Source organism: Paenibacillus xylanilyticus (genome assembly GCF_047246825.1).
Classification (GTDB): domain Bacteria; phylum Bacillota; class Bacilli; order Paenibacillales; family Paenibacillaceae; genus Paenibacillus; species Paenibacillus xylanilyticus_B.
On sequence record NZ_JBFOLB010000001.1, the window covers coordinates 100,494 to 122,295 of the forward strand.

The following is a 21,802-nucleotide window of genomic DNA, read 5'->3' on the forward strand; positions in this document are numbered from 1 at the left end:
GGGGAGAGGAGCGATTATATGCATGTTTTTTTGGATGACTACCGAGCATGTCCTAAGGGATTTGTTTTGGCTACGAATGCTGAAGAATGTCTGATGCTGCTCAGAGAAGGCGATGTGGATATCTTGTCGTTGGATTATGAATTGGGTCCGGATTCGCCAAATGGCGGTGAGATAGCTGCTGCCATTGTACGGGAAGGGCTGTTTCCACGCGAAATATATTTACACACGTCCAGCATGTATGGCAAACGTCAAATGTACGAATTGTTATATACCAATAAACCTGACACAGTAAAGGTGCATAACGGCCCGATGACTGGTGAGGTTATGCTGCGGGTTGCTGCTGGAGAGCATAGCTGATGAAGCCAATAAATTCCAAGCTGCTGATGCGCAGTGTGTGGGAAGGCATTCCTCAGGCTGTATTTATCTATACGCCTTTATGCGGAACATGTGCGGCAGCAAGACGGATGTTGGAAATCGCAGAGCATCTGCTTCCCGAGAACACTCTATTTGAAATGAACATTCACGACATTCCCGATCTCGTTCAGCAGTTTCAAATTTCGAGTGTACCTGCTGTAATGTTGTTTGATGGAGAACAGGATACACCGAAAATGATCTACCGGATGAACTCCGTAGAGCATCTGCTGAACGAAATTCGAAAGGCGGTGCTGAAATGAGGATCATCTCGATGGAACATGTATCTCTCCGGCGTGAGGACAATCAGATCCTGGATGATATTCAACTGCATATTGAGCAAGGTGAGCACTGGGTCATTCTGGGACGTAATGGTTCAGGCAAAACAACGCTGCTGGAAATGATGAACGGATATATGTTTCCCAGTCAAGGACGTATTGAGGTGCTGGGAAATCTATACGGGCAATGTGATGTAAGGGAAGTCAGAAAAGAGATCGGTTATATCAGCCAAACGCTGATTGAGAAACTGACGCTGCGAGATCCGGTATGGGAGGTCGTCGCTACGGGAGCATATGCCTTTTTGCGTTTTTATCAAACGATTCCAGATGAAGTGAAAACCAAAGCCATGAATCTGCTTGATGAGATGGGATTCGCGAAACTGGCAAATCACCCGCTCGGTACATTGTCCCAGGGCGAGCGCAAAAAAGTTTTGCTGGCACGTGCTCTGATGGCGGATCCCAAGTTATTAATTATGGACGAGCCTTGCGCAGGACTCGACCTATATGAACGGGAAAAAATGTTGGCTGAAATTGACCGACTTCGTCAGCGCAACATAACGGTAGTATACGTAACTCATCATGTAGAGGAGATCATGCCGTTATTTACCCATGTAGCATTGATTCGTGAAGGGCGCATTGCAGCGGCAGGAAACAAACATGAAGTTTTAACACAGGATACAATTAAGCATACGTACGATATTCCGGTCGAAATCCAGTGGGATCATGATCGTCCGTGGATACGCGTGCGTTCTGGAGGGTAACACAATTTGAGTACACAGTCGTCTTGGGGAGAAGGAGACTTTTCCCGTTTTATCTGCACAGCCAATCATGGTTTTGCGCCATATGCTCAGGAAGAATTGCGCCGAACATTCGGTGCTGTTAAGAGTACAGTACTAGTACCGGGTGAAGTACTGCTTGCCGGTTTGCCGACAGCAGAAGAAGAGGTAGCGATTAAATTGCTTGAGGAAAATCCAACGTTCTTACGTCATATCCAGCCTGTTCAGTTTCAGGAGAACACGGAAGATTCTGATCAAGCCATGGGGAAACTGGTCGCCTTTATCACGAACCATACTGAATTGACCGGAACTAACGTTGCACTACAGGTTCGGAAGACGGAAGATTCATTCTGGCGGGAGAATGCAGCTTCATTAAAACAGTTGCTGACCGAAAAGCTTGATGAACTTGGGTGTGAATGGGTTGTTCGTGATGCCGATTATATCATTTCTGTGTTTGCTGCAGATGATGTATTGTATGCTGGTATTTCACGACCCGAACAGAACCTTTCCGACTGGAGCGGGGGAGCTGTACGATTTCAAAAAGAAGAAGGTCAGATTTCGCGCGCCAAATTCAAGCTGCTTGAGGCAGAGCAGACATTTGGCATAGACTTCACATCGTTTCATAAGGCGCTGGATATTGGTGCCGCCCCTGGTGGTTGGACGTCATTTCTGCTTGAACGCGGACTTGAAGTAACAGCGGTGGACCCAGCCAAAATGGATGCAACGCTTCTACAGTCGCCCAAGTTGACGTTCCTGAAAAAGAATGCAGGTGATGTTCGCTTCCGTGAGGGTGAATTTGACCTGCTTGTCTGTGATATGAGCTGGAGTCCCAAGCTGATGAGCCGTCTCGTCTCCGACCTGTTATACAGCCTTCAATCTGGTGGTACAGCGGTTGTTACTGTAAAATTGCTGCATAAGAAACCACTCGCGCTGATCAAAGAAGTAATCGATACGTTTGAGCGCTCACGGATGCAGATCCAACGTTCCAAGCAATTGTTCCACAATCGTGAAGAGATTACACTTTATATGATTAAATATTAAGCTTGTAAAGAATTGAATTTTCTACTTTACAAGATCTCGTAGCTTGTACTATAATGATACCAATATTAACCATAACGAATCAAAGGGAAAGCATCCCGAGGTGAGCAAGTCCGGATAAACGGACTGTTCCGCTTCGGTGAGCTTTCCCTTTTTTGGTTTGAAGAATAGGAGGAATACAAATGAGATATCCGGCCAGGCTGGAGCACGGAAGCCTGCTGGGAGGACGATATCGGATCGTGTCCATACTTGGTTCTGGTGGGATGAGTCACGTATATAAGGCAGAGGACATGAAATTGCCGGGCAAGATGTGGGCCATCAAAGAAAGTGTAACTGCGCTCCCATATGAAGCAAATATGGAGACGGAAGCTGCTCTTCTGACTTCACTCAGGCATCCAAGACTGCCGCTGATTGTTGATTTTTTTGTACCGGATGAAGAGGGGTATACGTATCTGGTAATGGAATACATCGAGGGTCAAACACTGAGCGATTATCACAAGCAATGTCGCGGGAAGATACCAATCGAACATATGACTGAGTTTACACTTCAACTGCTCGATGTGCTCAGTTATTTGCATGGTCTGAATCCGGCAGTAATCTATCGGGATCTGAAGCCGTCCAACATTATGATTACACCAGACCATGAAGTCAAACTGATTGACTTTGGGATCGCACGAAGCTTCAAGGCTCAAAATGGGGAAGATACGGTCAAACTGGGTACGGCAGGGTTTGCCGCACCTGAACAATATGGTACTGGGCAAACTGATGCACGGTCTGATTTGTATGGCCTTGGAGCATTACTACTCTATCTCATGACTGGTGGTGCTTATACAGAATGGATTCAAGGTGTTGAAAGCTCCATACGCAGTGATGTTCCACGTACCTACATTCCAGTTGTAAGGCGATTGTTGAGGCATAATCCGGAGGAACGTTTCCCATCTGCAGAGGAAGTCCGCAAAGAACTGCTTCGCAGACCCGGAGTAACCGGGATCACTGAAGCCACAACACTGACAATCAGCGGTGGCACCAGAGTTATTGCTTTGACAGGGGCATCCTCCGGTGTTGGAGTTACACATACAGCCATAGCTATCAGCCATTATCTGGAGAGACAGCATTTTAAGGTGGCAGTCATCGAGATGTCCCCACGCTCCCAATCGTTTGCAAGGATTCAGCAAGTTGCACAAGCTGGAAAACCACTATCTACAGGCAGGCAGTTTGAAGTGGATGGGGTGCACTATTGGAAACAGTCCGGGCGAGCAGATATTCTGTCGTTGCTTGGAGGCAGCTATCAATTCATCGTTATGGATCTGGGTAGTGGTCAAGATCAGAACCGGCTGGAGGAATTTCTCAGGGCAGACCTGCCAATTGTTGTTGGTTCAGGCGCAGAGTGGAGACAAGCCGAGATCAGCGCTTTTGTCCGTTCCCACCATCGTTATCCGAGAGACAAATGGATTTATTGTCTTCCGCTAGCAGCCTCTGATGCAGTTCAGCGTGTACGCAGATCATTGGATACCTCAAGTGTGTACGGTCTGCCATTACACATAGATCCCTTTGATAGAGAACCACAAATGGACAAGGTGTTTGCCCATATTCTAATGGATATGATTGGGCATCAGCCGAAGAAGCGTTCGTTTTTTGCAAGAAGAAAAAAGATTCATGATTAGAGGAGATTGTGAAAGGAGAGCCCTTTTTGTCCAAATTAAGAAAACAAAGCAGACAAATGATCTATGCCGGACTAACCGGAGCGGGAGCAGTAGGGTTGATATTCGGAGGATACGTCATCTACAACGTTATTACGATGAATGATACCAGAACTGAAATGGAGTCCCGGTATGCTTCAGCTTACGAACAAAAGGAAGCAGAACTGCTTCAGCAATGGAACACAGGAGCACAAGGCTGGGTAACGGTTCGGGATATTGAAGCAGGAGAGCCAATCTTGCAAGAGGATATTAAGCTTATTGCAGTTCCGGATGCTCAGGCACCACGTAATTTATGGTCCAGTACCAAACAGATGGAAGGTCAAGTAGCCAAAATAGATCTGAAAAAAGGAACAGCCATTACAACCGAAATGGTATACGAAGACACGCCGGCCCCGGCAGATCTAAGAAACCGGGAACTGCAGGTTGTTTTATTACCATCTTCACTCGAGCAAGGCGACAACATTGATATTCGTATCCAGTTTCCAACAGGTCAGGACTATATCCTTCTGTCCAAAAAGAAAGTGGAACGCTTAAATGCAGCAACGTTGTGGATTACGATGACAGAAGAAGAAATTCTGTCCCTTTCCAGTGCAATCGTAGATGCCTACTTACATAAAGCTTCAATTTATGCACTCACTTATGTTGAGCCTCAATTCCAGACAGCTGCAATCCCGACGTACCCTGCTAACAGTGAAGTATTGAAACTGCTGGAAAGCGACCCGAATATCGTTCGGAGGGCTGAACAGGAGTTGTCGAGACAGGTAAGGAGTTCGCTTGAAAGCTCCCTTGCTGCATCCATGACAGTACCATCACAAAGTGTGGAACAAGATGTTGCGCAATCATCGGTGTCCTATAACAGCAGACCTGGCTCCAATAATACTACTGACGATGTAATTTGGAATGACGGTTCAGGAATCAAGCTAGAAAGTCAGAATGCAACGGACTCTTCCACATCCTCGGATGAACAAAAAAGTTTGTTGACCGGTGGGGAATAGTATGAAATAAGCAAATAACTCGTTTTACTTAAATTCATATAACAACGCACTAATTGTATTAAGAAAGGGGTTGTGGCCGCTTTGCATACTTGGATTTTTGCCGGTCTATGTGAAAAAAATGATCTGATGTTATATTTGAGCAAAATTTTAGCTGCTTCAGGCAAGCGGGTTTTGCTGGTTGATGGAACATTACAACAAAAATACGGGTATGGGGTTGGGGAAGGGCAGCATTCGCTCCGAATTACCGAATTTGAGGGTTTTGATATTGCCTGTCATTTTGTGACTTCGGCTGCAGTTGAGAGTCATTTGGAGGCAAGCGGAGAAGCACTGGAATCGTATGATTATGTCTTATATGACATGGAAACGTCCCATTTTGCTTCAAGGGAACTCTGGCTCACTGCCGATATTCGTGTCTGGGTGAGTGATTACGAACGTTACAATCTGGAACGAGGAAAAGGCTGGTTGAGGCGGCTTCTTGAAGAGCAGTCCTTGCCAAATGAACTTCCATTTCAGCGCATTCTAATCAATGCTGTGGACTGTAAATTGGAGGAACGTTATCTATGGGCGTATCTGGAAGGAAGTCCATTCATGTGGACAGGAGAATCATTGATGCTTCCATGGGATGAACTGACTGCTGCAGTGAAGCTGGAAAATGAACATCACCGTCGGGTACTGTTAGGACCGTTATCACGTAGTTACAAAAAATCGTTGTGCCGACTATTTGAGCAGTTGACCGGTTGGGAAAGTGTTCGGAGCCGCCGGGCCATTAAGGAAGCGGAAAGGATGAGAGCATGAGTAACATATTGTTTTGGAGCCCTTTTGCTGGCTCAGGCAGTACGTCCAGTGCAGTAATTAGCGCCTACGCCATGGCACTTCAGTACAGAACCAGAATTTTATTAGTTAATACAGGTCCTGCCGAGAGTGGGATCGAGGCCTCCCTCCCATCCATCGAATCCGGGCATACTGACTCTCTATTCAGATTTGAAGAAGGAGGCTGGGATGCAGCCGAACGTTTATATACAAGCGGGAGCCTGAACAAGCATAACTTGAGAGATTATACGAAGCCTTTGCTTCAGGAACGGTTGGATCTGCTGACGGGTAGAATTAACAGGATGGAGCGCTCACAGAAAGAACATATGGACACACTTAAAGCTCTGCTGAATGTGGCGAACGAGTACTATGATCTGGTTCTGCTGGATGTTGACCGTGATGGGTTGGATGCGGCAGCTTTATTGCCGCAAGCTGATTATGTTGTAGTGAATTTGACTCAAAACATGAGGGATTTGGAATTGTTTTTTGAACAAATCAGACCCGAAAGGTTGAGTAACCAAAATATGCATGTTGTTATCAACAAGTATGATCCGCAAGCGCGTGCGACAGTCAACAACATTCGGCGACGCTTCCGATACAAAGGTTCGATATCGATATTACCCTATACGACTGGGTTTCTGGATGCTGCGAATCGACGGGATACAGCTGCATATTTACAGCTTGAAGGATTAAGTGACAGCCGGGATCCTCGTAAAGGGAGCATGGCCGCCAGTATGGCTGAACTCGCTCGCCTGATTATGGACGGCGCAGGTATGCGTACTGTTCTGAAGAGGCTGGAAAGGGGAGCCTGAATCTCCGATGCTCTGGAATATAATAGGGATCAGTTTCATTTTAATCGTAGCTTTTACATACATCTGGTTCAAAACCAAGGCTTTCAATCGGCATAAAAATGCAGCAATGCCTGAACGGGAAGCATTCACGATTGAAATGCTTACTGAGCAGGTAAAGAACTCGCTTCATGAATTGAGCCATAGTCAGCTTGCTGATGTAGGGCTTCATGAAGAAGAATATCGCAGGAGAATCAATCAGCGTGCCGAGATGAGAAAAGCTCTAAAAGGTTGTGTCTCTGGCAGTATTAGTGACAAAACGTATGTCAAAAATCTGATTGGTGATTTACTCACTCGAAGCATTGGTTTGAACAAGACTAATGTTGATGAGGTCATACTATTCGCGGAACCCGAGCTGTTATCCATCCAGGATCGGTTTGAGATTGTCTTTTATCTGTACCGGCAGCAATTCGGCGTGGATGCCTTGTCGCGCTTAATTGATACGTACGACCTGGGCAGGCTCCGGTTGGAGGATGGTGCCGATGATGGTGGTGGATATTACATTTCCGAGGAAGATATCCGGTACGTATTTGAATGTGAATACCGTGAACTTGGATTTAGGGAAAAAACGGATATTATCGTACAGCGGATCTACCAGCATTACAAAGGGTTCTCGGTTGTAGATGAAATCAGAGACCAGCGAATTGACGGGGTTAGCGGTGGGGTTAGCGGCATGCTCGATGCCATGCAGGACATGGGAGTTCAGCAGCCAGCCTCGTGGAATGATCTGTTGGAAGATGGATTCGAGGAAACTCCGGTTGAAGTTCCGTTAAGTGGTATGGAAAGTGTCTGGATATTTTATAAAGGGAAGTCCATACATCTTTCGTTTCTCTCGTTTGGCAGTATTCGTGAACTGAAAAGGGTATGTCAAAATATTTATAAATATAATTACCCTGGCCAGCTGTCTGAAGCGAATGGATATAAGGTCAATGAAATGAAAGATGGATCTCGCGTTGTTGTGGTTCGCCCTCCTTTTGCGGAGTCATGGGCGTTCTTCGTCCGGAAATTCGATATTCCGAATGCTTCGCTGGAGCAGTTGATTACAGGCAACAATGCTGAACTGCCAATTACTTTATTGCAATATCTCATGAAAGGAAGCCGAATTACGGCCGTAACTGGTGCACAGGGATCCGGGAAAACAACTCTGTTAATGGCGATGGTTAAGCATATTTATGCCTCATACACCCTGCGTGTACAAGAAATGGCTTTCGAGCTGCAGCTGCGGCGAATATACAGCCGGCGTAATATTTTGAGCTTTCGGGAGACGGAACATATTTCAGGGCAGCAAGGACTGGATTTGCAGAAAAAAACAGATGGTACGGTCAATATCCTGGGAGAGGTTGCGAGTGATGAAGTTGCTGCCTGGATGATTCAGATGTCTCAGGTTGCCAGTTTGTTTACCCTGTTTACCCACCATGCCAAAACGTTCCGTGATCTGGTATTTTCACTCCGTAACTCTTTGCTCAAAACAGGCATGTTTCAACATGAGCACATCGCCGAGGAGCAGGTCGTCAGTGTCATCAATTTCGATGTACATATGAAAAAGGATCCCGAAGGGCGCCGATACATTGAGCGAATTACAGAGTGCTTGCCCCGTGCTGAGCAGGTTGACAGTGTAGAAGAACGGGCCGGATTTGCTTTTCAAAATGTAATTGAATTTAAGGATGGAGAATATGTAGTTACCGCTCCCATTTCCACAGGCAGCATTATGGATATGCAGGATCAAATGACCCTACAGGATGCGGCACAGTTTGAACGATTTATCGAGCAGCACTGGGGTGAAATACATGACAACTAAATCGTTGCTCATCATCCTGCTTGGTGTATGTTTATCCGGGCTGGTGATTACACTTCTAGTTCTAAATCTCAGTCATAAAAAGGGAAGAGGTTTCAACAGTAAAGTCCCTGGAGCATTAACTCCCACGTTCAGTCGAACGGTGTGGATGAGGTCATTCCTGCTCCAAGCCTACCGTTGGGGAATGAAGGTACCGCTCTTATCGTCCTACATCTATCTGATCCAAAAGCGGATCTCCTTCAGGCATGTTGGAGATGAAGTATCATTACGACGCATGACCATGACGGTTGTTCTGATTATTGCCGGGGGATATGGCAGCATCAGTCTAGTACTGTTTCTTATGCAACCGGGCGTCGCTTTTGTCATTTTGTCTGTACTCTGCGCTGTGGTGCTGAATAGTCTAGTCGTGGATATGTGGCTGAATCGGATCGAGAAGCGGCTGCTGGTTCAAATGTTGGATCTGTTTGCGGATGTTCGACATCGTTATCATCAGCATGGAATGATCGAAGAAGCACTTTATGAAGCAGGAGAAGCAGGTGTAGGCGAAGCAGCCGAGCAGGTGCTATTGATCTACGAGGCATTAACATCACCAGACCCCAATGAAGCTTTGGAGCGATATTATGAGATTGCCCCCAATCGTTTTCTGAAGGCTTTTGCCGGCATTTCATTTATGGTAATGGAATTTGGTGATAAGGACAGGACCCAAGGATCAATATACCTGAAAGGTTTGGGAAACCTGACCCAGGAAATTCATTTGGAAATTTTGCGACGGGACAAGTTGGATTACCTTTTAAAAGGGTTAAATATGATTGCACTGGCTCCGATATTGTTCACGGCTCCCATTGAACGCTGGGCAAGGGGAAGTTTTCCGACCATGGATGAGTTTTACCGCAGCAAGCTTGGATTTATAACAAAAATATCAATCTATATCATCATTATTCTTGCCTATTTGTTACTGCAAAGACTTCAGCAGTACGATGAAACGCGATATCGAGCTGGACGCAAACATTCTCTCGTGGATCGTTTTTTATACCACCAGACCTTCATTCGCAAATTGAGCATGTTGTTTGCAGCCAAGCCAGGTACTACAAATTACAGCCAAACCATAAGGCTCATGCGGGAAAGCAGCACTGAATTGAAATACGAATGGCTGGCAATCCGCAGACTGATGTTGTTTGCTAGCTGCTTCGTTCTGTCTATCGGTTGTGTGTTGCTGCTTCATCACATTGAACAGAATCACGTTCTGTACGATCCGGTAAGAGATGACCGAATGTTTGGTGCAATGGCCGAAGCGGAACTGAATCAGGCTGCGGAAAAAACAGCTTTGGACCGTGCGGTTATGGAGCGGGTAGGAATGAAACGTGGAGTAACCTATGATGAAGTGTTTAACACGTTACAGCAGGTTTCCCCCATTCAACTCGAACCTGATACACAGACCGAAACTAGCCTACGCATTATGCAAAAGCTGGAGGTATACAACAAGCAGTACTTGCACTGGTGGGAGCTAATCATTGCGCTATGTATTGGTGCAGTTGGATATTACATGCCTATATGGCTCATGATGTTCCAGCGTAAAATGCGCAGCATGGACATGCGACATGAAATATACCAATACCAGACAGTTATCTCCATTTTATGTGAGATGGATCGGATGTCCGTTGAAGAGATTCTGGAATGGCTTAATCGGTTTGCCGTTATTTTCAAACGGCCATTGCAAAAATGTCTTTTGCATTTTGAACATGGGCCTGAGATCGCACTTGAGCAACTGAAAGAGGATACGGGCTTGCCTGAATTTCAGCGGCTGGTGGATAAACTGCAGCTTGCGCTCGGTAAAATTTCTATTCGGGAAGCATTCGATGATCTGGACAGCATGATGGCTTTTTATTTTGAGCAGCGTAAGCAGGAATATACCAAAATGATCGATGTGAAAGCCTCATGGGGAAGAATGATTGGTTTTACACCGATGTATGCCCTTATTTTTCTTTATCTGGTGATCCCGCTTGTTGGCATGAGCTTCCTGCAAATGAACATCTATTATGAACAAATTCAGAAACTGTAATGGTTGATGCTGAACCTATCAGTCTGAAGATAGATCTAAATACTAAAACCTAGGAGGAATTTAACATGAACAATGCTTCAAGTGCTTTAAAGGTAGCAGCAGGGATTTTTTTGACTATTGCCCTCATTACGATTGTGGTGCTGCTGTTTATTTCGGCTCAGGAGGCGACCAAAACGGCACAGAACAACTTTGCTGACATTCAGACCGAATTGTCTCAGGCTGCTTTTACAGTATATGACGGGACAACGATCAGTGGGTCACAGGTTACAAACGCGCTGCGCAAATATGCGGACAAAGATCAATTTGGTATTCAGGTCATTACTGGGAAAAACAAGGGCGGTCAGTGGTATGGCAATGAATTAAACATTTCACAGGACATTAATAATGCGGATTACGGTTCGGTCATTGCTCCAGACAGCAAAGTGGGCAGCATTAACCAAACCATGAGTGAAAAAGACAATCAATACGTTAACCCGAGTGGAAAGTTCAAGGCAGTTATCGTAAAAGATAAATCCAATGTAGTAAGAGGACTGATCTTCCAGCAATCCTGACAGGAGTCGGTTTATAGTGTCCCAAAATACACAGCAACTCATGTTGTTTTGTACCGCGATTGTCCTGTTTGTAACAGCCTGTCTGTATGGACAACAGAGTGTTAGCGTTATATCCAGTGCTTTGAGTTCTACTATGAACACTACAGAAAACATGGAAGGAAGAATGAGCACGACATTAAACATAAGTAAACCACTCAGATACAGCGGAGCTGAGGTATTACATACGGTAAGACAAATGACAGGCACATCGGTCGAAGTCCAGGTGGACGGGAATACGTATGCGATAGATTCGCTTATCAACAAAAGTGCGACTATACCTGTTTCCGTATCCGCCTCATACAGGCCAGAGTTTATAAGAAGTGAGAGCGGGGAACTGCTTAAGATTGCGTTTTGGAAGGAGGCCAGTATCAATTGATAAATGCTGTATCCAAGCTGCTAGCAGTTATGCTGGCAGTACTTCTGCTTTATGTATACCCAGCTGCTGAAACAGCAGATCGACAAGATGATATGACACGAATGACCGTATATCAGACGGTTACCCGTTTTGTGGATTCTGTCAGAACCAAAGGGTATATTTCTCCTGGCATGTATGCCGAATTTGAAGAACAGCTGGCGCGAACAGGGAATGTTTATGAAATTACGATGGAGCATCTGCACAAAAAATATGTCCCTCACTATACGGACCCAATGGATCAAAGCACGTTTACAGGAACGTTCGAAACGGTACAGGATGGATATTATTCAGCGCAAATTCTTGAAACATTGTTTCCTGACTCAGATACGTTTGCAGGCGATGATCCGCTCCGCAGATATACGCTGACACTGGGTGATTTTTTCACAATCACACTGAAGAATACCAATCGGACACCAGCCATGCTGTTTCGTGAGTGGCTAAACGGCACAGCCCCTGCGTCAGCGGTATTTACCACTTATGGAGGCATGGTTCTTAATGAAGATTACTGATTTGTCCATAGTGTTTATTCTTATTTTTTTGCCCTTCTTTTGGATCGTTTCCCGTAACACTCAAGATGCGGAAGAAGCTCAGATTTTAAGTCAGAGGTATAGATCGGCGCTCCAAACGGCAGTACTGGATGCGGGAACCGTAATGCATCAGAACGAGAAACAAAACAATGAGGTAGGCTATGACTCCACCAAATTTGTGAAGGCAGATAAAGAGCTTGCGCTGCAGACATTCACGCAGACGATGGCTTTGAATATGGGCATACAGGATGATCCTGATGCGATACGGGCGTTATTTAATTACATACCGGCCGTCGTTGTACTCGATTATGACGGTTTTTATATTTTGGCGAAGGAGACGGAGATGACGGGGGAGTCTGATGATTCATATCGACAGGTATGGAGTCCAAAAAAGCCCTATACTTACTCAGATTCTGATGGCAGCAGCATTAATTTTACACTCGATGGGTATGTGTACGCGTATGATGCCAGTCAGGGGATGTGGATCGAAGGTTTTCAGAACGAACTGGCTTCAAGTACAGGTATTCCATTGCTGCAAGATACAGAATTGTTTGACCAGGTCAGGCGAACCCGTATCGTTATGAGTATTCAGGAGAACCTCGCCGAGGTCATCAATCGACATAATGAGTTCGCAAGAAGAAATGGGATATCCTATACGTTTACCCTGCCTCTCATATCACAGGAAGATTGGTATAATTCCATAAATGACACAGGGATCATGGCCTTTATCCAAGGTTTGCCTGTTGGTAATCAGAAAGTTAATACATATGCCATTGGTGGCGGTAGACTGGTAAAAAAAACAGCCGTGATCGGAGGTGTAGAACCTTCAACCGGTATTAAGTATTATTATCCAGCTACCTGTCAGAACAATCTGCGAGCTGAGGAAGTTTTTACGGATGTGAAGCAAGCGGCGGCGGAAGGGTATTTTGAACACAAATGTTATTTTAATAAAGTCATTTATTGAGAAAGGTTGCATTATTTCATTACTTTCAGAAAAGGCAGGTCCTGTGCTAAAATAGGGTTTTAGTTCAGAACTTGACCGGTATCAACAATACCGATTAAAAAGTAATGTCAAATAGATAGGAGCAACCTCATCTTATGAGTTTATTGTCAGTAGAGAACGTGAGTCACAATTTTGGAGATCGCACGTTATTTAAAAATGTATCTTTTCGTTTGCTTGCTGGAGAGCGTGTAGGCTTAGTCGGGGCAAACGGTGTCGGAAAATCCACGTTGATGAATATTTTGACTGGGAAGTTGCTGAAAGACAGTGGGAAAGTGGAGTGGACGCCAAAAGTACGCTACGGATATTTGGACCAGCACACCAAGCTGACTCCAGGCAAAACCATCCGCGACGTATTGAAGGATGCTTTTCTGCCACTACTCGAGCTGGAAAAGGAAATGATGGCCATTACAGATCAAATGGCTGATGCGGACCCGGACCAGCTGGAAAAACTGCTGGAAGAAATGGGCGAAATCCAGGAACAACTGGAGCAGGGCGATTTTTATCTGATTGATGTAAAAGTGGAAGAAATGGCAAATGGTCTCGGTTTGTCCGCGATCGGACTTGATCGTGACGTTGCTGCGCTCAGTGGTGGCCAACGAACTAAAGTATTGCTCGCCAAGTTGTTGTTGGAAAAACCGACAGCTCTTCTGCTGGACGAGCCAACAAACTATCTGGATGTCGAGCACATTGAATGGTTGACGCGTTATTTGAAAGACTACCCTTATGCGTTTATCCTGATCTCGCATGACACGGAGTTCATGAATGAAGTAGTAAACGTCATTTATCATTTGGAATTCGCCAAACTGACTCGTTACGCAGCCAACTATAACAAGTTTCTCGAAATGGCGGATATGCAGAAAGCACAGCATATTGATGCTTATGAAAAACAGCAGGAATATATTAAGAAACAGGAAGATTTCATCCAGCGCAACAAGGCACGTGCCTCGACTTCTGGACGTGCCAAGAGCCGTGAGAAGCAGCTGGGCAAGATTGAGCGAATTGATCGCCCGGATGAAGCAGTAAAACCAACATTCAACTTCAAAGATGCTCGTGCGAGCAGCAAAACGGTCTTTGAAGGGATTGATTTTGAGATTGGTTATTCCTACCCACTGCTGCCTAAAATGACAATGACCATTGAACGAGGCGAGAAAATAGCTATCGTTGGTTGCAACGGTGTAGGTAAGTCAACACTTCTTAAAACCATATTGGGCAAGATACCGCCGATTAGTGGTAAAACGTTCTTGGGCGATTACCTGGAGACAGCTTATTTTGAACAGGAAGTCCGTGCCGGAAATATTACGCCTATTGAAGACGTATGGAACGAATTCTCCCATTTGACGCAGAACGAAGTAAGGGGCCACTTGGCCCGCTGTGGTTTGAAAAATGAGCATATCACCCGTCCGCTGAGTGCGCTTAGTGGGGGAGAACAGGCGAAAGTCCGATTGTGCAAGCTCTTGATGCGGGAAAGCAACTGGATTTTGTTTGATGAACCGACTAATCACTTGGATGTGACTGCAAAGGCAGAGCTTAAGCGAGCTTTGCAAGAGTTTAAAGGAACAGTTTTGCTTGTTTCCCATGAGCCTGAATTTTATCAGGATTGGGTAACCAAGACATGGGATGTTGAGGCATGGTCCGAGAAAAACTAGGCATTTGGGTACATGGGAAGAGCTTCTCAAATGAAACAGTTCATTAACAACATAAAGAAAAAATGAACGGTGACAAAAAAAGGTGTCTATGGTAACATAGGCTACAACTTCATATGAACACTGGGGGGGCCGCACGTTGCGGCTGAGATGGAATGATGCGATTCCGGACCCTTTGCACCTGATCTGGGTTATACCAGCGTAGGGAAGTGGCGCGTTTCAGTTAATGACATGGGCATGCAAATTCGATTGTGTAGCGAATGTGAGTGCTCACATATATGAAGCATGCAGATATTCTGTATAGATTACAGCTATGATCCAATAGCTTGTAATACGTGCAAATGGCATGTAACGGTCATTAATTAACAGGACTTGATTTCGCGGCCACTCCCTACGGGAGTGGCTTTTTTGTTGTACATATTGCTACGGAGAGGAGGCGAACCCAAACGACAAACTCTCATAAACATGTGAATTCACGTTCATTTGAACTGCATGCTGTATCACCAGGTACAGGTGATAAACAGCGTTTTGTGAAAACAGCCAAAGAGGTATGGACATGTTTTGACTATATACACATCCGGGAGAAACACTTATCCGATGGACAGAAGATGGAGTGGGCGTATAGTTTGCAAGACGAGGGAATCCCAATGGAGCGAATTGTAATCAATGGTTTGAATGAGCTGAATAAACATCAATTCATACAAGGGGTTCATTGGAGTCAATACGACTTGGCCAGTGCTGACAGTTCTTCTTTAAATACAACCAATCGACTTCGGCTCGGCGTATCTGTTCATTCTCTAAGTGAAGCAAAGGAAGCTGAAGAACGAGGTGCGGATTATCTCTTTTATGGCCACGTGTTTTCTTCCGGCAGTAAACCGGGGATCAAGCCGAGAGGACTATCCGCTCTAAACGAAGTCTGTTCGGCAGTTTCGATTCCGATTATTGCCATTGGCGGCATTGAACCAGCAAATATTAATGCTGTGCGTGCGGCAGGGGCAAGTGGAATTGCCGTAATATCATCATTATGGGCGAGTGAAAATCCGAAGGTAGCAGGAGCTGTTTTGCGGCAGGCAATTGAACGTTGGAGAACTTAGCCGAATCAAGGAGATGAATGGATGAGCGAAGAAACAAGAAGTCGCAGCCGAAGTGGAAGTCTGTATAGAACTGGAGCTGCCTATTCGAGCCAAATACGCGAAGAAGTCCGGGGCAAGCTTCATGCGGAAACCATTGTAGTAGGAGGCGGCGTTATTGGTTGTGCCATAGCGTATGAGCTGGCTTCACAGGGCAAGGAAGTGATACTGGTTGAGCGTTCACGTATTGCAGGAGGAACGTCTTGTGCAGCGGCCGGAATGCTGGCTTCGGACAGCGAGGAATTCCATTCCCCCATCTTGACGAAACTTGCACGTGAAAGTAAAGCGCTGCTTCATCAGCAAACAGAACAGATCAGTGCACTCAGTGGAATTGACATAGGCCTGCAGCAGCATGGATTTATTACACCATTTCGTCAGGAAAACGAAATGAACAATTATAGAGACAAGAGAAGCGGTGATTTGACAACAGAGCATATGTGGTGGGATCGTTCCATTCTTCAACATCAAGCCCCATGGATAAGTGAAGAAGCGCACGGAGCTCTGTACAGACCTTCAGAAAGTGAGGTTCTGCCTGTCAATCTGTCGCGTGCCTACGCCAGATCTGCTCAAACGTTGGGAGCTAAAGTTATAGAAGGTGTGCAGAATGTAAGGCTGAATGTGGATGCGAATAGAGTGCAGGGTGTGGACACGTCCATTGGAATGATGACGTGTAAGCATGTCATTATTGCAGCTGGTCTGCAGGGAGGAGAATTGATGAAACAGGCAGGTCTGAATCTGCCGATTCTCCCGGTGAAGGGCGAAATTGCTGCAGTTCGGTTTGCAGATCATGACACAGGTTACAGACCGGACAAGACAGTCTATGCAGATAATGTTTATATTGTCCCGAAAGCTAATGGTGAAGTCTGGATAGGAGCTACCAGTTTACCTGGACGTTCGGATCAGATCGTTACCGTTGAAGGTATACAAAAGCTGCTCGCATCCGCAGCAAGTTGGGTTCCTGGAATAGGGCAAGCCCAATATTTGCGCGCCTGGGCAGGCGTTAGGCCATCGACACCTGACGGGTTGCCTTATATCGGTGCTTGTGAAAGCATGCCGGGTTTATACACCGCATTTGGACATTATCGAAACGGAATTTTGCTTAGTGCAATAACTGGCAGACTGATGGCTGACTTGATTGGCGGTCATACTTCGGAGGAGCTCGGCATTGAAGAGCTGTGTCCGGAAAGGTTGAGCAGAAAGGAGATCATGCAGTGAATATCATCGTTAACGGGCAAAGCATGAAGGTTGAAGACCATTTGAATCGTGTAGATCAATTGCTGCATTCCTTCAATCTACAAGTTAAAACTGTGGTGGTGGAGTTAAATCGCCAAATTTTGATGCGTGAGCATCACGCTACAACCTTATTAAGAGACGGAGATCGAATCGAGATCGTACATTTTGTGGGAGGCGGTTAAATCATGCTGAAAATTGGACATCATTCATTTAATTCAAGGTTATTACTGGGCACAGGCAAATTTGATGATCTGGATATACAGAGTCAAGCTGTAGAAGCGTCCGGAACAGAAGTTTTGACATTTGCTGTTCGACGTCTGAACCTGGAAGAGCGCGGTAAGCGCCACTTCCTTGATACACTCGACCTGAAACGATATACATTACTTCCTAATACCGCGGGAGCTTCGACGGCAGAAGAGGCAGTACGCACTGCTGAACTTGCCCGGGCGTCAGGACTTTGTGATATGATAAAAGTTGAAGTGATCGGGGATGGAATTACATTGCTACCTGACCCGATTGAAACGTACAAGGCTTGCGAGATTCTGCTGGAAAAAGGATTTATCGTATTGCCTTATATTTCGGATGATGTGATCCTGGCCAAACGGCTGCAGCTGCTCGGTGTTCATGCGGTGATGCCTGGTGCTTCACCGATCGGAGCAGGAAGGGGTATTATTAATCCATACAATCTGGAAATCATTATTGAGCAGGCTGTTGTTCCTGTTATAGTAGATGCAGGGTTACGTTCACCCAAAGATGCTGCTCATGCCATGGAGCTTGGTGCAGATGGTGTATTGTTGAACACCGCTGTGTCCGGTTCGGGAGATCCGGTTAATATGGCAAAAGCAATGCGGATGGGAGTTGAAGCGGGCAGACTGGCTTATGAGGCAGGCATGATACCCATTAAGCGTTATGCGGCAGCCAGCAGTCCGGCGGAAGGAATGGTTCATACATGATAGACGAGACAAAATCAACCGAGCAGAGCGATCGTTATTCCAGACAGGAACGATATGCACCGCTTGGCAAGGAAGGTCAGAAAAGATTGAACAACAGCAGAGTCGTTATCGTGGGTGCCGGTGCATTGGGAACCGGAATCGCGGAGACTTTGGTACGTTCAGGCATTGGACATGTTACCATTGCGGACCGGGATTATGTGGAATGGAGCAATTTGCAGCGACAGCAGCTCTATGTTGAACAGGATGCTGTTCAGCGAATGCCCAAGGCGATGGCAGCGGAGAAACGTCTGTCTGATATCAATTCCTCGGTTGTTATTGAAGGTAAAGTGATGGATGTCCGTGCAGATGAGCTTGAAGATTTAATTCAAAACGCAGACCTGATTATGGATGCAACAGACAATTTTGATACCAGGCTGCTGATTAATGATATGTCCCAGAAATATCGCATTCCGTGGATCTATGGAGGATGTGTGGGGAGCTATGGAATTACGTACACTTTCCTGCCCGGAGAAACTCCCTGTCTGAATTGTTTGCTTGGAGAGGTTCCACTTGGCGGGGATACCTGTGATACATCAGGCATTATTCCTCAGGCCGTGCAGATGGTAACCGCGAACCAGACAGCCGAAGCCATGAAACTTCTAAGTGGAAATGAACATGCATTGCGGCGCAAGCTGTTGTCGTTTGATGTATGGCGCAATGAATACATAGCTATCAATGTCGATGGTGCCAAAAAAGCAGATTGCCCTTCCTGTGGTGAAGCCGCAACATTTCCTTATCTCTCCGCGGCCAATTTGGAGAAAACCGATGTTTTATGCGGAAGGGATACGGTGCAAATTCGTCCATCTCGTCCATTGAAGCTGGATCTGCATGATACGTCTGAGCGATTGCGCAGATTGGATGAAGGTCCTGTGGAAGTCAATCCTTTCCTGGTTTCATTCACCACAGGGGCCCATCGAATGGTTATTTTTCAGGATGGACGGGTATTGGTTCATGGAACAAAGGATACTGCAGAGGCACGTACACTCGTTCATCGATATTTTGGGTAAATTAACGGATGTCAAGTCCATTCCTTACAGGAATGGACTTTTTCATTTTACGGCATGCTAAACACACAACATGCAGCATGCTGCTGTCCAGCAGGAGGCGAATGGTAATGAAATACGGCCAATGGCTTGGCAGCGGTTTGAGACAGGCCGGGTGAGCAAAATGAAAACATCCATTTTACTGATTGGTTTAAAAGAACGAACAAACGTAATCAAGGAAGTCTTATGCGCTGAGGGTTACACCGTTCTGGATAGTACATGGGAAGATCTGTATCGTGAACAGGAGTTTCAACTGACAACCTGCAGCATGGTTATCCGGGTGATGGAAGAGAATCATGATCTTAAAATTGGGGAGGAACTGCACTGGCTACTGGAGCAAAAGGAAGGCAGTGTCCCCATCATTGTGATTACATCACCGATCCCCCCTGAACAGGTTGTGGCTTGGCTCGATCAGGGGGTAAACGATGTGATCGTTGAACCCATTCAATGGAAAGTCATGATGGCCAGAATACGAAGTTTGCTTCGGGTGTTTGCGAATGCAGTCCAAATGGACGAGGAAGTCATTGTCGTACATGATCTTAAGGTAAACTTGCGTTCACGCAGGGTTAGCCGTGCAGGAGAATACCTGATGCTGACGCCAAAAGAATATGAGCTGCTGGAATTTCTGGCGAGGCATGTGAATGAGGCATGTACTCGAAGCATGATATTAAGAGAAGTATGGGGTTATGATTTCGCGATGGATACCAACGTAGTGGATGTGTACATTAAACATTTGCGGGTCAAGGTGGATAAAGGAAGAGACATCAAACTGATCCAAACGGTTCGTGGAGTTGGATACATGCTTCATACCGATTCGTGATCGGAGATATCAAATCAACCTTCTAATTACCGTAATACACCAGTTTATGTATCAGAAATACGGGTAAATATAAAAGGACCGGATCCAAGATCCGGTCCCATCTGCCTGTCTTTAGTACAAGTTACGTGAACTACAATACACGGCGAGATTTAACATATGTTCTTTTCCAAGTACCGGAATTCAGATCCGAGATCGTTACGCCCGGAGAGCCGTAAGTGTGCAGAATTTTACCATTCCCTGCATAGACAGCAACGTGTGTTACGTTTGATCCGGTGGAACGGCTGCCGCTGGAGAAGAATACCAAGTCTCCTACACGCAGGTTTGCCTTGGAAACAGCTTTACCCTCTTTAGATTGCTTAACAGATGTACGTGGCAAATCCACACCATACTTTTTGAAGATGTATTTCATAAATGAAGAGCAGTCAAAGTACTTTGTAGTAGATGTTGACGCGCCAAATTTATATGGTGTTCCCGTAAATTTTTTGCCGTAGTTTACAATTTGTTGTCCTGTCGATACAGATGCAGTTGCTGCTTGTGCAACAGGTGCATTTGTCATTAATACAGCTCCAAAACCTAATGTAGCGCACAACCCGACGGTTACGGCCTTTTGGACAAAGATGTTTGTTTTCATGTTGTTATTACCTCCAAAATTCGTTTTCGTTAAGTTGCTAGAGCGAGTATAACAGGTTTGTAACAGCCTAGAAATTGGATACAACGTGATAATCCCTTGTCCCGCCTAGGTTTGGGTTTCTTTATTAAAAAACGATTAAAAATGTCAAAAAATTAATCATTGACTAATAACTATCCGCAGACAAATAGAAAAGACCCTTGATTATCAAGGGTCTTTCGTTATTTTACGTGTAATCTCGTAAAAATCTCAGGTTACAAAAACGTAATAAATCTACCGTGAAGAGTGTTAGTCTTTACTCTGAATAATAAGCAATAAACCACTATCTATGGAGACAGTACCTGATGCGCCGAGCAGTTTATTACTGATTCCCAAGGATTGTCCCATTCGAATCGTGGCTTTATCAAGAGGATACAAGAAGCCATCCAACGTAATTCCGGTAACTTCAGGAGTCAGCGGAAGCAAGGAGATGTATTCATAACCCCGGTCTTCCACCTCTGCTTTTGATGTGGTCAGCATCATATAATTGTGCTTATCCTGGATTGTACAGAACACATGGTGCTGCATGGCACGAACCATAATATGTACATTGGCCAAAGTGTGATCCAGTCGTGTTCCTGTTGCTCCAAGCATCAGAATATGAGTAGGTTCGTGCTCCAGCGCTGTCTCAAAAGCCATTTCAGTGTCTGTCCAGTCCTTGGCAACTGGATCAACCGTTATCAAGCGTTCACTATTTTCGCGTACCATTTGTAATTCCTGCTCTGTAATGGAGTCAAAATCTCCAACAGCTATATGAGGCTTTACGCCATGTTCAATTAAATATAATGCTCCCCGATCAGCTGCGATAACAATGTCATCCTGCTGGATTTCTTCAAGAAATTGAGGAGAGAGAGCTCCGCCTGTAAAAATTACAATGCGTTTCGTAGTCATTCCATTCATCCTTCCTATTAATGTAGAAAGTATAACATCAATTTATATTATTCACGAGTGCTATCAGTATAAAACACAAAATGTGGTTGCACAATTTCAGTCCTCGCGGATACAATGGGTAGAGCGACATGGAGATGA

The 21,802-nt window shown here is 45.4% G+C and carries 23 protein-coding genes and 1 riboswitch; of the genes, 21 read left to right on the plus strand and 2 right to left on the minus strand.

Going from position 1 to position 21,802, the window contains the following annotated elements; genetic code table 11:
* Positions 1–18 precede the first annotated feature (18 nt).
* The 21 genes from AB3N00_RS00470 to AB3N00_RS00570 all read left to right on the plus strand — a co-directional run bounded on the left by AB3N00_RS00470 (position 19) and on the right by AB3N00_RS00570 (position 20,106).
* The gene (locus AB3N00_RS00470) at positions 19–357 is read left to right on the plus strand and encodes a cyclic-phosphate processing receiver domain-containing protein (protein ID WP_413032790.1); all 339 of its coding nucleotides are present in this window, start codon (positions 19–21) and stop codon (positions 355–357) included.
* Positions 357–674: a thioredoxin family protein gene (locus tag AB3N00_RS00475; RefSeq protein ID WP_413032791.1), complete on the plus strand. Its 318-nt coding sequence runs from the start codon at positions 357–359 to the stop codon at positions 672–674. Before AB3N00_RS00470 ends, AB3N00_RS00475 begins: the two co-directional genes overlap by 1 nt.
* A gap of 2 nt (positions 675–676) precedes the next feature.
* Complete coding sequence (locus AB3N00_RS00480) at positions 677–1,450, plus strand: ABC transporter ATP-binding protein (protein ID WP_413035148.1); 774 nt, start codon at positions 677–679, stop codon at positions 1,448–1,450.
* A gap of 6 nt (positions 1,451–1,456) precedes the next feature.
* Positions 1,457–2,506, plus strand: a complete 1,050-nt coding sequence (locus AB3N00_RS00485) for an SAM-dependent methyltransferase (protein WP_413032792.1) — start codon at positions 1,457–1,459, stop codon at positions 2,504–2,506.
* 179 nt (positions 2,507–2,685) lie between these two features.
* A complete protein-coding gene (locus AB3N00_RS00490) occupies positions 2,686–4,167 on the plus strand; it encodes a serine/threonine protein kinase (protein ID WP_413032793.1) in 1,482 nt (493 codons plus the stop codon).
* A 26-nt stretch (positions 4,168–4,193) separates the two neighbouring features.
* Positions 4,194–5,198 carry an SAF domain-containing protein gene (locus tag AB3N00_RS00495; protein WP_413032794.1) on the plus strand — a complete coding sequence of 335 codons (1,005 nt, stop codon included), beginning with the start codon at positions 4,194–4,196 and terminating at the stop codon, positions 5,196–5,198.
* 135 nt (positions 5,199–5,333) lie between these two features.
* Positions 5,334–5,993 carry a ParA family protein gene (locus AB3N00_RS00500; protein WP_413032795.1) on the plus strand — a complete coding sequence of 220 codons (660 nt, stop codon included), beginning with the start codon at positions 5,334–5,336 and terminating at the stop codon, positions 5,991–5,993.
* Entirely contained in the window at positions 5,990–6,820 is an 831-nt protein-coding gene (locus AB3N00_RS00505) for a hypothetical protein (protein ID WP_413032796.1), read from the plus strand. Before AB3N00_RS00500 ends, AB3N00_RS00505 begins: the two co-directional genes overlap by 4 nt.
* Before the next feature lie 7 nt (positions 6,821–6,827).
* A complete protein-coding gene (locus AB3N00_RS00510) occupies positions 6,828–8,654 on the plus strand; it encodes an ATPase, T2SS/T4P/T4SS family (protein WP_413032797.1) in 1,827 nt (608 codons plus the stop codon).
* Entirely contained in the window at positions 8,644–10,710 is a 2,067-nt protein-coding gene (locus AB3N00_RS00515; RefSeq protein ID WP_413032798.1) for a hypothetical protein, read from the plus strand. Before AB3N00_RS00510 ends, AB3N00_RS00515 begins: the two co-directional genes overlap by 11 nt.
* A gap of 65 nt (positions 10,711–10,775) precedes the next feature.
* On the plus strand, positions 10,776–11,261 hold the full coding sequence (locus AB3N00_RS00520) for an ABC transporter permease (RefSeq protein WP_175399029.1): 486 nt from the start codon (positions 10,776–10,778) through the stop codon (positions 11,259–11,261).
* A 163-nt stretch (positions 11,262–11,424) separates the two neighbouring features.
* Positions 11,425–11,676 carry a hypothetical protein gene (locus AB3N00_RS00525; protein ID WP_413032799.1) on the plus strand — a complete coding sequence of 84 codons (252 nt, stop codon included), beginning with the start codon at positions 11,425–11,427 and terminating at the stop codon, positions 11,674–11,676.
* Entirely contained in the window at positions 11,673–12,224 is a 552-nt protein-coding gene (locus AB3N00_RS00530; protein WP_413032800.1) for a hypothetical protein, read from the plus strand. Before AB3N00_RS00525 ends, AB3N00_RS00530 begins: the two co-directional genes overlap by 4 nt.
* Positions 12,211–13,206: a hypothetical protein gene (locus tag AB3N00_RS00535; RefSeq protein ID WP_413032801.1), complete on the plus strand. Its 996-nt coding sequence runs from the start codon at positions 12,211–12,213 to the stop codon at positions 13,204–13,206. Before AB3N00_RS00530 ends, AB3N00_RS00535 begins: the two co-directional genes overlap by 14 nt.
* 134 nt (positions 13,207–13,340) lie before the next feature.
* Entirely contained in the window at positions 13,341–14,891 is a 1,551-nt protein-coding gene (gene abc-f / locus AB3N00_RS00540; RefSeq protein ID WP_413032802.1) for a ribosomal protection-like ABC-F family protein, read from the plus strand.
* Between the two features lie 112 nt (positions 14,892–15,003).
* A riboswitch (TPP riboswitch) is annotated at positions 15,004–15,113 on the plus strand.
* Between the two features lie 242 nt (positions 15,114–15,355).
* Entirely contained in the window at positions 15,356–15,982 is a 627-nt protein-coding gene (locus AB3N00_RS00545) for a thiamine phosphate synthase (protein ID WP_413032803.1), read from the plus strand.
* Positions 15,983–16,003: 21 nt separating this feature from the next.
* Positions 16,004–17,233 carry a glycine oxidase ThiO gene (thiO, locus tag AB3N00_RS00550; protein ID WP_413032804.1) on the plus strand — a complete coding sequence of 410 codons (1,230 nt, stop codon included), beginning with the start codon at positions 16,004–16,006 and terminating at the stop codon, positions 17,231–17,233.
* On the plus strand, positions 17,230–17,433 hold the full coding sequence (thiS, locus tag AB3N00_RS00555; protein WP_413032805.1) for a sulfur carrier protein ThiS: 204 nt from the start codon (positions 17,230–17,232) through the stop codon (positions 17,431–17,433). Before thiO ends, thiS begins: the two co-directional genes overlap by 4 nt.
* A gap of 3 nt (positions 17,434–17,436) precedes the next feature.
* Positions 17,437–18,204 (plus strand): thiazole synthase, encoded by a 768-nt coding sequence (locus AB3N00_RS00560; protein ID WP_413032806.1) that lies wholly within the window; start codon positions 17,437–17,439, stop codon positions 18,202–18,204.
* Positions 18,201–19,250 (plus strand): ThiF family adenylyltransferase, encoded by a 1,050-nt coding sequence (locus tag AB3N00_RS00565; protein ID WP_413032807.1) that lies wholly within the window; start codon positions 18,201–18,203, stop codon positions 19,248–19,250. The genes AB3N00_RS00560 and AB3N00_RS00565 overlap by 4 nt, the downstream gene beginning before the upstream one ends.
* 70 nt (positions 19,251–19,320) lie before the next feature.
* The gene (locus AB3N00_RS00570; protein ID WP_413032808.1) at positions 19,321–20,106 is read left to right on the plus strand and encodes a winged helix-turn-helix domain-containing protein; all 786 of its coding nucleotides are present in this window, start codon (positions 19,321–19,323) and stop codon (positions 20,104–20,106) included.
* A gap of 130 nt (positions 20,107–20,236) precedes the next feature.
* Here the strand turns inward: AB3N00_RS00570 and AB3N00_RS00575 are convergent, their stop codons facing one another.
* Together AB3N00_RS00575 and AB3N00_RS00580 are read right to left on the minus strand one after the other, a co-directional pair.
* Complete coding sequence (locus tag AB3N00_RS00575; protein ID WP_413032809.1) at positions 20,237–20,737, minus strand: C40 family peptidase; 501 nt, start codon at positions 20,735–20,737, stop codon at positions 20,237–20,239.
* 285 nt (positions 20,738–21,022) lie between these two features.
* Positions 21,023–21,664 carry a thiamine diphosphokinase gene (locus tag AB3N00_RS00580; protein ID WP_413032810.1) on the minus strand — a complete coding sequence of 214 codons (642 nt, stop codon included), beginning with the start codon at positions 21,662–21,664 and terminating at the stop codon, positions 21,023–21,025.
* Between the last annotated feature and the right edge of the window lie 138 nt (positions 21,665–21,802).